Raw genomic sequence first — 12,349 nt, 5'->3', positions numbered from 1 at the left:
GCTAGGACTCGTCCAGCACGCTGGACAGCACGCTCGCCGCACCGTCCTCGTAGACCGTGCCGGTGACCTCGGAGGCTGCTGCCAGGACCTCGTCCGGCGCCTGCCCCATGGCCACTCCGCGGGCGGCCCAGTCCAGCATCTCAATGTCGTTGCGGCCGTCGCCCAGGGCAATGGTCAGCGTCGGATCGACCTCCAGCCGGCGGCGGACCAGTTCCAGCGCGCTGGCCTTGGTGACACCGGACGCGGCGATATCCAGCCAGGCAGTCCAGCCCACCGAGTACGTCACGCCGTGCAGGCCGATCGCCTCCACCGCTTCGCCGAATTCCTCCGCGGTGCTGTCGGTGCTGAAGACCACCACGCGTACGGCCTGTGCCTCCAGCATCGATTCGAAGTCCACGGCGAGGGCTTCGGCGCCGAAGCTGGCGTCCTGGAATCGCTCGGTGGACAGGAAGCGCCCTTCAGCGTCCTCCAGGGCGAACTTTGCAGTTGGAAGCTTCGCCCGCAGCGCGGCCAGTGCCGGTTTCGGGTCGAAGACCACACGGTCCATTACTTCGTAGCCGTCTTCGAGGGAGGGGTCCAGGCGCAGGGTCACGGCACCGTTGGAGCACACGCAGTATCCCCGGGTCAGGCCCAGGAGTTCGAGGATGGGCAACGCGGCCCCGTAAGACCTGCCGGTGGCCACCACCAGGTGGTGCCCTGCCGCCAGGGCCTTTCGTGCGGCCCCGCGCACGCCCGGGGACATGTGCCCGTCGTGGTCCACGAGGGTTCCGTCTACGTCGAGGGCCACCAGGTGCCGCTTGTCAGGGGTTCGCTGGTCTTCGATGCCAGCGGTACTCAAAGTTGTCATCGTTTTATCTAAGCAGATGGGTAAGGAAGGCGGCTAGGACAGCCGACACAGGACGTACCGCCGGACGGCGGTTGCGTGCCTGGGCAAAAGACGGCGGGACCGAAGGGCAGTGCCCATCGGTCCCGCCGGCTTGGGAAGGAGCTAGAGGACCGGAAGGACTTCCAGGCCGCCCAGGTACGGCTGAAGCGCAGCCGGGACATTAACCGAGCCGTCCGGGTTCTGGTGGTGTTCCAGGATGGCGACGATCCATCGGGTGGTGGCCAGCGTTCCGTTCAGGGTGGCGACCGCGCGGGTGCCCTTGCCCTCGGCCTGGCGTTCGCGGATGTTCAGGCGCCGGGCCTGGAAGGTGGTGCAGTTGGAGGTGGACGTCAGCTCGCGGTAGGCATTCTGGGTGGGAACCCAGGCCTCGCAGTCGAACTTCCGCGCCGCCGACATGCCCAGATCGCCGGCCGCCGTGTCGATGACCCGGTAGGGCAGTTCGACCTTGGCCAGCATTTCCTCTTCCCACGCCAGCAGCCGGCGGTGCTCTTCCGCCGCGTCCTCCGGCCGGGTGTAGACAAACATTTCCACCTTGTTGAACTGGTGGACGCGGATGATGCCGCGGGTGTCCTTGCCGTGCGAACCGGCTTCGCGGCGGTAGCAGGAGGACCAGCCGGCGTAGCGGACCGGTCCGCCGTCCAGCTCAAGGATTTCGTCGGCGTGGTAGCCGGCCAGCGGCACCTCTGACGTGCCCACCAGGTACAGGTCGTCTTCGGCCAGGCGGTAGATCTCGGCGTCGTGCGCCACGTCGAAACCGGTGCCCTGCATCGTCTCGGGGCGGACCAGGGTGGGGGTGATCATCGGGACGAATCCGGCCTTCACCGCCTGGTCCATGGCCATGTTCAGCAGTGCCAGTTCCAGGCGGGCACCGACGCCGCGCAGGAAGTAGAAACGGGAGCCGGAGACCTTGGCGCCGCGTTCCATGTCGATGGCGCCGAGCAGCTCGCCGATTTCCAGGTGGTCGCGGGGCTTGAAGCCCTCGGCCTCAAAGTCGCGGGGGTTGCCGACGGTCTTGAGGACCTCGAAATCGTCCTCGCCTCCGGTGGGAACGCCGTCGGACACCAGGTTGGGGATCCGGCGCAGCAGCGCATCGGACTCCGCCTGGATGGCGTCGGCTTCGGCGCCGGCGGCCTTCACCGCGGCAGCCAGTTCCTTCACCTCGGCCAAGAGGGCCTGCTTCTCTTCGCCCTTCGCGGCGGCGACGCGCTTGCCGAAGGCGTTCTGCTCGGCACGCAGGGTCTCGTAGCGGGTCCGGGCGTCGCGGCGGGAAGCGTCAGCGGAAATGATCGCGTCCACAAGGCTCTCGTCGGCCAGCCGGGCGCGCTGCGAGGCTCGGAATTTTTCGGGGTTTTCGCGGAGCTCATTTACATCGATCACGTCTCAAGAGTACCCAAAACCCGCCCGGCCTTGGCTTTGCGGGGCGGCGGCTATTCTGGGAGGCATCATGCCCGTTGAAATTACCCTCCTCCTTGTCCTCATCGCCGCCCTGTTGGCCTCCGCCGCAACCTGGGCCATTGCCGGCACCCGAAGCAGGAGGCAGGCGGCAGCGGACGCGGCGGTGTTCGCCCCGCGCGGAGCGGCCCACCAGCGGGTGGCGATGGTCGTCAACCCGATCAAGGCGCTTGCTGCAGACGCCGAGAAGCTGCTGAGGGCTTCCTGCGAGCTGGCGGGCTGGGATCCGCCGCTGATCCTGGAAACCACCGTGGACAGCCCGGGCTATCTCCAGGCGCTGCAGGCGCTGGAGTCCGGGGCCGACGTCGTCCTCGCCGCGGGCGGCGACGGCACCATCCGCGAAGTCTCCCGCGCGGTGGCGCATTCCGGTGCAGCGTTGGGCCTGATCCCGCTGGGCACCGGCAACCTGCTGGCACGGAACCTGGATATCTCGGTGGCGGACCTGGCGGGAAACATCCGTAACGCCCTGCACGGGGACGTGCGGCGGATCGACATGGCGGACATTGTGCTCGAAGATGCCTCCACCGGCGGGCGTTCCCACAACGCGTTCCTGGTGATGGGCGGGATCGGCCTGGATGCCCAGGTGATCGCCGCTACCCGGGATGAACTCAAGAAGCGGGTGGGCTGGCTGGCCTACAGCGAAGCCGGCGTCCGGCTGCTGCCGGGGAGGCGCACGCGGATGACCGTCAGCCTGGACGACGGTCCGGCGCAGTCACAGAACGTGCACAGCGTGCTGGTGGCCAATACCGGACGCCTGCCCGCCGGCATCGATTTCATTCCCGACGCCGTGGTGGATGACGGACTGCTGGACGTCGTCATCATCAGCCCGCGCAGCGTCCTGGGCTGGGCCTGGGTGGCAGGCAAAGTGATGACGCGCTACCCCAAGGACCTGCCGGTGATCCGCCACCACCGGGTCCGGAAAGTCACGGTGACCGTCGCGGAACCCACGCAGACCCAGCTCGACGGCGACCTGACCGGTCCGGCCACCACCATCGCGGTGGAGGTGGATGCCGGCGCCCTGCTGGTCCGGGTGCCGCCCTCGCCCGTCCTGCCGCCGGAGGCATAAAAACGGCGCCGCACCGGTGGGTGCAGCGCCGTTTCGGGGGAAGGCGTTACTTGCCGTCCTGGGTGCCCTCGGAGTCGGTGTAACCGCCTTCGCGGCCCTTGTCCGTCCTGGCACCGTCTTTGTCGGTGTACTCGCCTTCGTCCTCGCTGGGGGAGGACTGCTCGCGGATCAGTGCCTCTTCCTCGGCAAAGCGGATGTCGTTGCCCTGGTCGCCGACATCGCCGCGGTAGTTATCGTCATTGGTGGAAACACCGCTGGGCTTCGGGTCCTTGAGCTGCTCTTGTTCGTTCGGGTACTCGCTCATGCCGGCACCTTCCTTCTTGGGGTGGTTGACCAGTGCGCCAATACTGCGCGCGCCTTCCATCAGCATACTTATTGCCGGTCCCGGCGGAAACCCGGTTAATTCTCGAGCATGTTCCGGGTTGCGGTCTCCGAGGCGGAGAACCCCGTCACGGGGATGACCTGGCCGTCGAAGAAACGGTCCACCACCCGGGGATCAATGTAGGACTTGCGGGCGATTGCCGGGGTGTTGCCCAGGTGCTCCGCCACGTCGCGTGCAGTTGCTGCCACGGCCTTCCGCTTCGCCCGGTTGGTAGCGGCTGCCGGCGCCATCCGGGCCAGGGACATGGCCGCCACCACCGTGGCCTGCCAGGTGCGGAAGTCCTTGGCGCTGAATTCTCCGCCCGTGACCTCCCTCAGGAAGGCATTGAGCTGGGCGGCATCGACGCTGTGCCAGGCGCCGTCCGCGCCGAGGTAGGCCAGGGCCGTGTCCGCGTCCGGGCGGCGGAGCATCGGTTCGAGGGCCGCCGCGAGGTCGGCGTCCTTGATGGAGGTGTGCCACTCCTGGCCGCTCTTGCCGGGGAAGTCGAAACGCACTTCGGTTCCGTCCAGCCGCACGTGCTCGATCCGCAGGGTGGTGGTGCCGTAGGACCCGTTGGCGTCCGCGTACCGGGTGCCGCCCACGCGCAGCGCGCCGGCGTCGACAATCCGCAGGGCTGCGGCCAGGGCGCGTTCCGAGCCGCAGCCTTCGGCGCGCAGGTGCTTGGTGATCAGGCGGCGGGCCGCCGGAAGGGACTGGGCGAACGCGAGGGCGCGGTCGAATTTTTCCCGGTCCTTCATTTCACGCCACTGCGGGTGGTACATGTACTGCTTACGTCCGGCGGCGTCGGTTCCCGTCGCCTGGATGTGGCCGTTGGCGTACGGGCTGATCCAGACATCCGTCCAGGCCGGCGGAATGGCCAGCGAGCGGATCCGCGCCACGACCGTGCGGTCGGTGATGACGTTTCCGCGGACATCCCGGTAACTGAATCCCTTGCCCCAGCGCCGGCGGGAGTAGCCGGGATGTTCGCAGTTGCTTCGCCGCAGTCGGCCCATGGTGCGTCCCTTTCACCCGCCGCGGAACGGTTCGGCCGCAGCTTCCAGCCCTAGTATCCGTTCAGCAGGGACTCGAACCAAATGTCAGCGGCCCGGAACGCCTCGTCGCTGGTGTGCCGGGGTATTTCCGACTCGCGGTGGTCCGCCCGCGGATAGGAGCCCAGGAAACGCAGTTCCGGGCTGATCCGGTGCAGGCCCTTCAATGCATCCGCCATCCGGGCATCCGCGACGTGGCCGTCGGCGTCGATGCTGAAGAAATAGTCACCGAGGAACATACCCGTGGGACGGGACTCGATCCGGCTCAGGTTCACCCCGCGGGTGGAGAACTGCTCGAGGATTTCCATCAGGGCACCCGGGTGGTCCTCCGGCAGGGGAACTACGAGGGTGGTCTTGTCGGAGCCGGTTGGTTCGGGGAGCAGGCCGGGCTGGCTGATCATCACGAATCGGGTGACGGCATCGCGGACATCGCCGATGTCCGCCGCCAGAACTTCCAGCCCCAGCCGCTGCGCCACCAGCGGTGCGCAGATCGCCGCGTCGAAGGACGGATCGGCTTCGCTCAGTCCTACTGCTGCCGCTGCCGTTGAGGAAGCGGGCAAGTATTCCGCTGCGGGAATATTTCCCGCAGCCCATTCCCGGCACTGCGCCCAGGCATGGGTGTGCGTGGAAACCGTGCGGATGTCCGCCAGGGCCACCCCCGGCCGCACCGCCAGGACAAAGGTGATGGGGACCAGGATTTCCCTCAGGATCCGCAGCGAGGCACCGGCGGACAGCGCATCGAGGGTGGCACTGACACCGCCCTCCACCGAGTTTTCAATCGGCACGACTGCAGCGGTGGCCTGCCCGGAGCGGACCATTTCCAGTGCGGAATTCACGCTGGGCGCCGGAATGCGGATGGCGTCCCGGGCGCCCGGAATGGTCAGCAGTGCAGCCTCCGTAAAGGTGCCCTCCGGACCGAGGTAGGCATAAACCACGGTTTCCCCCAGCGGACCGCGGTGATGCGGGGCGGTCTGGGTGTCGGCGGCATGCGTCATTTAACGGTCGGTTCCTGCCCGTTGTCGGAAACCATGGGCTTCCCCGCCTCGAGCCAGGCACCCATCCCGCCGTTGACGTTGACGGCGGAGTAGCCGTTGGCTTCCAGCCACTGGGTGGCCCGGGCACTGCGGCCGCCGGTGCGGCAGATGACGGCAAGGTCCTGGTCCGGGTCCAGATCGTCCAGGGCCTCGGGCAGCCGGTCGAGCGGGATGTGGAGGGCGCCGTCAACGTGGCCGGCCTCCCACTCGTAGTCTTCCCGTACGTCGAGGATCTTCGCGCCCTCGGGAATGGTGTCTACGGTTACGCTCTGCATCTCACTCATTGCTGCCCTCACTGTCGAACGGAAATGTCGCCCCGCACCACGGTTCCGGGCACGCCCGGGCCCGCCGTACGGTGCCGTTTTGTCCAGCCTATAGTGGGACGCGGTCCGAGAGAATAAACGCCCGGACGCCGCCCGCACCGAAAGGCTCGCAATGCCCGCTCCCCACGAGATGACCGCCGTCGAACTCCGGGATGCCCTGGCCTCCGGCGGGCTCGGCGCGGAGGAAGCCACGGACCACTACCTGCGGCGCATCGAAGAGCTCAACCCGGCATTGGGTGCCTTCCTCACGCCGACGCCGGAACTCGCCGTCGCCGAGGCGCGGGCCGCGGACGCACACCGTGCCCGGGGCGGCGAACTGGGCCTGCTGCACGGAATGCCGCTGGCGCACAAGGACCTCACCGATGTGGCCGGCGTGCGCACCACCATGGGCAGCACGGCCCTGGACCCGTGGACAGCCCGGGAGGACGCGGCCCTGCCGGCCGTCCTTCGCCGGGCCGGGGCGATCAGCCTCGGCAAGACCCAGGTCCCCGAATTCGGGCTCAGCAGCTACAGCGAAAACCGGGTGGGTCCGCCGGCGCGGAACCCGCGCGACCAGCGGCTCAGCCCCGGAGGATCCTCCGGCGGCAGCGCAGCCGCAGTCGCCGCCGGATTGATTCCCTTTGCGCCGGGCACCGACGGCGGCGGCTCGGTACGCATCCCTGCGGCGGCCACCGGACTGGTGGGCCTGAAGCCCAACCGCGGGCGGATCCCGGCCGGCTCAGGGCAGCAGGACCTGGGGCAGTTCGTGGTGGCCGGCCCGCTGGCCCGGAATGCAGCGGATGCGGCACTGCTGCTGGATGCGATGGTCGACGAACCCAATTACCGCGCCACCAGCGCGGCCCCCGCCGCCGGAACCTTCCTCGAGGCCGCACTGCGGGCCGAGGGCAGGTTCCGGATCGGGATCAGCACCCGTTCACCCTTCGAATCCGGATTGGAGATCCGGCTTGATCCCGAGGCGGTACAGGCGCTCGACGCCGGTATCGCGGCCCTGACCGGCGCCGGCCACGACCTGCTGGACACGGACCTGGTTTATGACGAACGGTATCCGGACGCGTTCCAGGTGGTGTGGACGGCCGGGCTGGCCACCGCCGTCCTGGCACCGGGCGGGGAAGAACGGCTGACCGACCTGGCCGCCGTCATGCGTCAGCGCGCCCTTCAGCGCAGTGCCGCGGACCTGGTGTCCGCCGTCGAGGTCCTCCGCGCCTTCGAGGCCGAGACCATCCGGCAGTACAGCGCCTACGACATGATCCTGACGCCTACCCTGGCAATGCCGCCGCGGCCCCTCGGCTGGTACGCCAGCGGCGACGCCGGCGCCGGTGACCGGGCGGACGAGGATTACGCGAGGCAATGCCGGTACTCCCCCTTCACCTCCATGGTGAATGTCTGCGGGCTTCCCGCGATTACCCTGCCGGTGCTGGATACCGCGGACGGACTGCCCATGGGGATCCAGCTGATCGGGCGGCCCGGTGCGGAAGCGGATCTGCTGGCCGTGGCGGCCCAACTGGGCTATTGACCTAGAAGAGCCCTGCCAGCAGCCGGTCTGATTCCCGCTGTCCCTCGACATCGAAGGCGCCGCCGGTAACGAGCAGCTCGTCCGCACCGGAGGAAGCCACCAGGTCCTCGAGCCTGCCGTGCACCTGTTCCGGTGTCCCGTAGACAGAGGTCTCGAGGGTGGCGCGGACCAGGTCCTGCTGCCGTCCGGACAGTTCGGCGGCGCGGTGAGCTGCCGACAGGGCGGGGAACACCCCCTTGGTCCGGGAATCGGCCAGGGCATGTGCCTCGGGCAGCAGCAGTTCCCGTGCCTCTTCTTCACTCCCGGCCGCGGCGATGTTGACTGCCGCCAGCACGTAGGGCCGGGGAAAACGGTCCGAGGGGCGGAAGGAGGAGCGGTACCGCTCCAGTGCACCTGTCTGCCCGGCACTGTTCTGCCGGAACAGCGCCGGGCCGCCCAGGACGACGCCGAGGCCGGCGCGTGCTGCTATGTCCACTCCCGCTCCGGTGGCAAGCACAAACACCGGGGTCCGGCCGCGGTCCTGCGGGCGGGCGGTGATCGGCGCGGTGCCGTCGAGATAAGCGAGCAGTTCCGCCAACTGCCCTTCGAATTCCTCCGCCTCGGCCGGTCCTGCCCGCAGTGCCTTCCGCACCGCCGGAGTGAAACCGAGGGAACGGCCCAGGCCAAGATCAATCCGGCCGGGATACAGGGCCTGCAGCGTCGCCGCCTGCTCGGCCACGACCAGCGGCTGGTGGTTCGGCAGCATCACGCCGCCGGAGCCGATCCGGATGCTGTTGGTGCGTGCCGCCAGGGCGGCCATCAGGACGGCGGGTGCCGAGCCGGCAATTCCGGCCACGGCATGGTGCTCGGCAACCCAAAAGCGCCTGTAGCCCAGCCGGTCTGCCGATTCGGCGCGTTCAAGCACTGCATTAAACGCCTCCGGCTCGGGAAACCCTTCGCGGGAGTTGGCACGGTCAAGGATCGAGACGGGAACGCTGAGGCTTGGCATACCCATGCCAACCCCCTGCCTGCTTAGGGAATTCCGTCGCAGACGTGCAAATCCGCGCGTCATGCAGGCAGGTATGCATGTAACGCTGGCAAAATCATCCTTTTTTCATGTGACCTTCGACATAGCTCACCGGGAAAGCTGCCTAGTCTCCGGCGGATTCTTTCAGTTCGGCCTGCTTGACCCCCGGGAGGGAGTGGGAATATTAACCTCGTGAGCCATACCCCCAGTACCTCAGGCGTACAAGAAGCGCGTAAAACCTTCTTCGGCCATCCCCGGATGTTGGCCAACCTCTTCAGCGTTGAGCTGTGGGAGCGATTCTCCTTCTACGGCATGCAGGGCATCCTGCTGTACTACATGTACTACAGCACCACCGACGGCGGCCTCGGCATCGACGAAGCCATTGCCGTCTCCCTGGTCGGCGCCTACGGCGGTGGCGTGTACCTTTCCACCATCGTCGGTGCCTGGCTCGCCGACCGCGTGTTCGGCTCGGAGCGGGTGCTGTTCTACTCCGCCGCGATCGTGGTCCTCGGCCACATTTCCCTGGCTGTGCTCCCCGGTTCCGTGGGACTGGCCGCCGGCCTGATCCTGATTGCCCTGGGTTCCGGCGGCGTCAAGGCCAACGCGACCTCCCTGGTGGGCACCCTGTACGAGGAGAAGGACGAACGACGCGACGCCGGTTTCTCCCTCTTCTACATGGGCATCAACCTCGGCGCCCTCGTCGGCCCGCTCCTGACCGGCCTCCTCCAGGTCCGCCTTGGCTTCCACTACGGCTTCGGCCTGGCCGCTATCGGCATGGCCATCGGCCTGGTCCAGTACGGCATGACCCGCAAGTACCTGCCCAAGGCAGCCCACGAGGTCACCAACCCGCTGCCGCGCAAGAAGTACCTCCCCATGGGCATCGTCGTTGCCGCAGTCGTGGTCATCGTCGCCCTGGCCGCCGCCTTCGGCCTGCTCAAGGCGGAGAACCTGGCAGTGGTCATGGCCACGGTCGCCATCCTGGCCTCCATCGCGTACTTCATCATCATCCTGCGCAGTCCGAAGGTGGACAGGCTAGAACGCCGGCGTGTTTACTCCTTCATGCCGCTGTTCATCGCCAGTGCCGCTTTCTGGGCGCTGTTCCAGCAGCAGTTCACCGTGGTGGCCCTGTACGCCGACACCTCCCTGGACCGGCACATCTTCGGGTGGGAAATGCCGCCGAGCTGGGTCCAGTCGATCAACCCGATCTTCATCATCATCTTCGCTGCAGTGTTTGCCGCCGTCTGGACCAAGCTGGGCGACCGCCAGCCGTCCTCACCGCTGAAGTTCGCCCTGGGCCTGGCAGTGATGGGCCTGGCGTTCCTGGCCTTCATTCCGTTCTCCGGCGGCGGCGCCAACAGCACCCCGCTGCTGGCGATCGTCGGCATCCTGCTCCTGTTCACGTTCGCGGAGCTGTTCATCTCCCCGATTGGCCTGTCCGTGGCAACCAAGCTGGCTCCGGAAATCTTCCGGACCCAGATGGTGGCCCTGTTCTTCCTGTCCGTCTCCCTGGGCACCACCCTGGCAGGCTGGCTGGCACAGTTCTACGATCCCGCAACTGAGGTCAGCTACTTCACCTTCAGCGGCGTCACCGCAATCATCCTGGGCATCGCCCTGGCTGTCGCGACACCGTCGATCAAGAAGCTCATGGGCGGCGTGCGCTAGCAGGCAGGCACCAAGCGTTTCACTAAGGACGGCGGCACCGGAACTTTCCGGTGCCGCCGTCCTTTTTGCCGTCCCGTCACATGCTTGGCTGCATCCCTGCGGCGTGGTTAGGATGGGTCCCAGCTTCAGGAGACACGGCCGCCAAGCTCCGACTTGGCCGTGCACCAACCCCATGCTTCACGGGTGGTTCGGATGACGAAGCGGCCTGCACCGCCCCTTGGGCATCCGGTGCGGGCAAGAGCACCGATTCCTTAAGGATCACTGCCATGCGCAAAAGCACTGACCGTATTTTGACCACGCACGCCGGTTCGCTCCCCCGGACCCCTGAACTGATTGCCGCGAACGCGGCCCGGGAAACCGACCCCGCGGATACGGAAGGCTACGCCGAACTGCTGCAGGCCGCCGTCGCCGACCTCGTGCGCCGCCAGCGCCAGGCGGGTATCGATATCCCCAACGACGGCGAATACGGGCATGCGATGTCCGCGGACGTCGACTACGGGGCCTGGTGGTCCTACTCGTTTGCCCGGCTTGGCGGCCTGAGCGTTGCCGAGACGGGGATCTGGAACATGGAACCGCACCGCTCCGAGCCCGGAAACGTTGTCCTCACCAGTTTCGGGGACCGCCGCGACCGGCAGCGCTTCGCCGATGCCTACACCGACCCAACCTCCGGCATCACCACCGGGGCGCAGAAGGTCTTTCCCAAGGTCACGGGTCCCGTGGAATACACGGGGTACGACGCCGTGGCCGGCGACATTGCCAACCTCAAGTCCGGTCTGGCCGAGGCAGGTTTGTCCGAGGGTTTCCTCGCCTCACTCTCCCCCGGCTCCTGTTCGCGGATTGCCAACGAGTACTACGCGACGGAGGAGGAGTTCATCTACGCCTGCGCGGATGCCATGCGGGAGGAATACCTTGCCATCGTGGACGCCGGGCTGATCGTCCAGATCGATGATCCGTCCATTGCCGAGAACTGGGACCAGATCAACCCCGAGCCTTCGGTGGCCGACTACCTCAAGTTCACGCAGATCCGCGTCGAGGCCCTGAACTATGCCCTGCGCGGCCTGCCCGAGGAACAGGTCCGATTCCACCTGTGCTGGGGTTCCTGGCACGGGCCGCACACTACGGACATCGAGTTCCGCCACCTGGTGGACACCCTGCTGCAGATTAACGCCGGCGGCTACAGCTTCGAGGCAGGCAACGTCCGGCATGAGCACGAATGGCGGGTCTGGGAGGATACCAAGCTGCCGGAGGGGAAGGTCCTCATTCCCGGCGTGGTCTCCCATGCCACCAACGTGGTGGAACATCCGGAACTGGTGGCGGACCGGATTGAACGGTTCGCCCGGCTGGTGGGGCGCGAGAACGTCATTGCGTCCACCGACTGCGGGCTGGGCGGCCGGGTGCATCCGCAGATCGCGGCGGCCAAGCTGGAGACGCTCGGAGAAGGTGCCCGGCTGGCCAGCGCCCGGCTCTGGTAGGCGGGCCACCGACCTGCGTGAGGGTGCGGCGGGCGGGACCGGCGTCCCGCCTCACCCGTGCCCGGGGCCTTAGCCGTCCAGTCCGGCGCTGACCAGCGCCAGCATGCCGCTTGCTGCCGCCAGGGCACCCAGTGCACAGACGGAATTGAACGCCTCCGCTCCGGCCTGCCGCCGGTCCCGCCCGAAGAGGATCCCCGCCGCGGCCCAGGCGGCCGCGAAGGCCAACGCCGGCATCGGTCCGCTGGCAAAACCCGCGGCGGTTTCCGCCCAGGCCGGCAGTGCGAACGCCGAGCGCTGCGTCCAGAAAAACCAGAACACCGGTGCGGCGCACAGGTAGAGCACGTTGAAGAAAACCATCATGGCCCGGGCGCCGCGGCGCAGGCCGCCGTGCGGCAGTGCGCCCTGCGGCGGCACGGAACTACTCGACGTGGCCATCAGCTTCCTTCCCCCGCCGCACCCGCGGCTTCGGCTAGAAGCATACGGGTGCCCCTGCGTTTCTACGTGCACGGCGTGTCTGCCGCCGAC

12 protein-coding genes and 1 riboswitch are annotated in these 12,349 nt (G+C 67.6%); of the genes, 4 read left to right on the top strand and 8 right to left on the bottom strand.

Features of this window, described 5'->3' with window-relative positions; genetic code table 11:
* Nucleotide 1: 1 nt before the first annotated feature.
* Together NNX35_RS06020 and serS are read right to left on the bottom strand one after the other, a co-directional pair.
* Nucleotides 2–847: an HAD family hydrolase gene (locus NNX35_RS06020; RefSeq protein ID WP_255765581.1), complete on the bottom strand. Its 846-nt coding sequence runs from the start codon at nucleotides 845–847 to the stop codon at nucleotides 2–4.
* Nucleotides 848–988: 141 nt separating this feature from the next.
* Entirely contained in the window at nucleotides 989–2,263 is a 1,275-nt protein-coding gene (serS, locus tag NNX35_RS06015; RefSeq protein ID WP_255765580.1) for a serine--tRNA ligase, read from the bottom strand.
* Nucleotides 2,264–2,330: 67 nt separating this feature from the next.
* Between serS and NNX35_RS06010 the strand changes: the two genes are divergently transcribed.
* Entirely contained in the window at nucleotides 2,331–3,404 is a 1,074-nt protein-coding gene (locus tag NNX35_RS06010; protein WP_255765579.1) for a diacylglycerol kinase family protein, read from the top strand.
* A 46-nt stretch (nucleotides 3,405–3,450) separates the two neighbouring features.
* On the opposite strand, the gene NNX35_RS06005 is transcribed toward NNX35_RS06010, so the two are convergent.
* From NNX35_RS06005 to NNX35_RS05990, 4 genes are read right to left on the bottom strand one after another with little or no spacing between them, the layout of a single operon-like run.
* On the bottom strand, nucleotides 3,451–3,768 hold the full coding sequence (locus NNX35_RS06005) for a hypothetical protein (RefSeq protein WP_255765578.1): 318 nt from the start codon (nucleotides 3,766–3,768) through the stop codon (nucleotides 3,451–3,453).
* 35 nt (nucleotides 3,769–3,803) lie between these two features.
* On the bottom strand, nucleotides 3,804–4,778 hold the full coding sequence (locus tag NNX35_RS06000; RefSeq protein WP_255765577.1) for a DNA topoisomerase IB: 975 nt from the start codon (nucleotides 4,776–4,778) through the stop codon (nucleotides 3,804–3,806).
* A gap of 50 nt (nucleotides 4,779–4,828) precedes the next feature.
* On the bottom strand, nucleotides 4,829–5,809 hold the full coding sequence (pheA, locus tag NNX35_RS05995) for a prephenate dehydratase (RefSeq protein WP_255765576.1): 981 nt from the start codon (nucleotides 5,807–5,809) through the stop codon (nucleotides 4,829–4,831).
* Nucleotides 5,806–6,132: a rhodanese-like domain-containing protein gene (locus NNX35_RS05990; protein WP_227920571.1), complete on the bottom strand. Its 327-nt coding sequence runs from the start codon at nucleotides 6,130–6,132 to the stop codon at nucleotides 5,806–5,808. The genes pheA and NNX35_RS05990 overlap by 4 nt, the downstream gene beginning before the upstream one ends.
* A 151-nt stretch (nucleotides 6,133–6,283) precedes the next feature.
* Here NNX35_RS05990 and NNX35_RS05985 point away from each other — a divergent pair, with 151 nt between their 5' ends.
* Nucleotides 6,284–7,684 (top strand): amidase, encoded by a 1,401-nt coding sequence (locus tag NNX35_RS05985; protein ID WP_255765575.1) that lies wholly within the window; start codon nucleotides 6,284–6,286, stop codon nucleotides 7,682–7,684.
* A gap of 1 nt (nucleotide 7,685) precedes the next feature.
* On the opposite strand, the gene NNX35_RS05980 is transcribed toward NNX35_RS05985, so the two are convergent.
* Complete coding sequence (locus NNX35_RS05980) at nucleotides 7,686–8,678, bottom strand: MsnO8 family LLM class oxidoreductase (protein WP_255765574.1); 993 nt, start codon at nucleotides 8,676–8,678, stop codon at nucleotides 7,686–7,688.
* A gap of 270 nt (nucleotides 8,679–8,948) precedes the next feature.
* Between NNX35_RS05980 and NNX35_RS05975 the strand changes: the two genes are divergently transcribed.
* Together NNX35_RS05975 and NNX35_RS05970 are read left to right on the top strand one after the other, a co-directional pair.
* Entirely contained in the window at nucleotides 8,949–10,352 is a 1,404-nt protein-coding gene (locus NNX35_RS05975; RefSeq protein ID WP_370646979.1) for a peptide MFS transporter, read from the top strand.
* A gap of 123 nt (nucleotides 10,353–10,475) precedes the next feature.
* Nucleotides 10,476–10,599, top strand: a riboswitch (SAM riboswitch).
* A 19-nt stretch (nucleotides 10,600–10,618) separates the two neighbouring features.
* Complete coding sequence (locus tag NNX35_RS05970; RefSeq protein WP_255765571.1) at nucleotides 10,619–11,824, top strand: cobalamin-independent methionine synthase II family protein; 1,206 nt, start codon at nucleotides 10,619–10,621, stop codon at nucleotides 11,822–11,824.
* 69 nt (nucleotides 11,825–11,893) lie between these two features.
* On the opposite strand, the gene NNX35_RS05965 is transcribed toward NNX35_RS05970, so the two are convergent.
* Nucleotides 11,894–12,259 carry a hypothetical protein gene (locus tag NNX35_RS05965; RefSeq protein ID WP_255765570.1) on the bottom strand — a complete coding sequence of 122 codons (366 nt, stop codon included), beginning with the start codon at nucleotides 12,257–12,259 and terminating at the stop codon, nucleotides 11,894–11,896.
* Nucleotides 12,260–12,349 lie beyond the last annotated feature (90 nt).

Origin of the sequence: Arthrobacter sp. zg-Y844 (assembly GCF_024385465.1) — a bacterium.
In the GTDB taxonomy this organism is placed as follows: Bacteria; Actinomycetota; Actinomycetes; order Actinomycetales; family Micrococcaceae; genus Arthrobacter_B.
This window is presented reverse-complemented; position numbering and strand designations above follow the sequence as displayed.

Bases quoted from the DNA above. Each gene is read 5' to 3' on its own strand.
- NNX35_RS06010 (WP_255765579.1), top strand. From the start codon at position 2,331: ATGCCCGTTGAAATTACCCTCCTCCTTGTCCTCATCGCCGCCCTGTTG.
- NNX35_RS05980 (WP_255765574.1), bottom strand. From the start codon at position 8,678: ATGGGTATGCCAAGCCTCAGCGTTCCCGTCTCGATCCTTGACCGTGCC.
- NNX35_RS05985 (WP_255765575.1), top strand. From the start codon at position 6,284: ATGCCCGCTCCCCACGAGATGACCGCCGTCGAACTCCGGGATGCCCTG.
- pheA (WP_255765576.1), bottom strand. From the start codon at position 5,809: ATGACGCATGCCGCCGACACCCAGACCGCCCCGCATCACCGCGGTCCG.
- NNX35_RS05970 (WP_255765571.1), top strand. From the start codon at position 10,619: ATGCGCAAAAGCACTGACCGTATTTTGACCACGCACGCCGGTTCGCTC.
- NNX35_RS06020 (WP_255765581.1), bottom strand. From the start codon at position 847: ATGACAACTTTGAGTACCGCTGGCATCGAAGACCAGCGAACCCCTGAC.
- NNX35_RS05990 (WP_227920571.1), bottom strand. From the start codon at position 6,132: ATGAGTGAGATGCAGAGCGTAACCGTAGACACCATTCCCGAGGGCGCG.
- NNX35_RS06005 (WP_255765578.1), bottom strand. From the start codon at position 3,768: ATGGAAGGCGCGCGCAGTATTGGCGCACTGGTCAACCACCCCAAGAAG.
- NNX35_RS05965 (WP_255765570.1), bottom strand. From the start codon at position 12,259: ATGGCCACGTCGAGTAGTTCCGTGCCGCCGCAGGGCGCACTGCCGCAC.
- NNX35_RS06000 (WP_255765577.1), bottom strand. From the start codon at position 4,778: ATGGGCCGACTGCGGCGAAGCAACTGCGAACATCCCGGCTACTCCCGC.
- NNX35_RS05975 (WP_370646979.1), top strand. From the start codon at position 8,949: ATGTTGGCCAACCTCTTCAGCGTTGAGCTGTGGGAGCGATTCTCCTTC.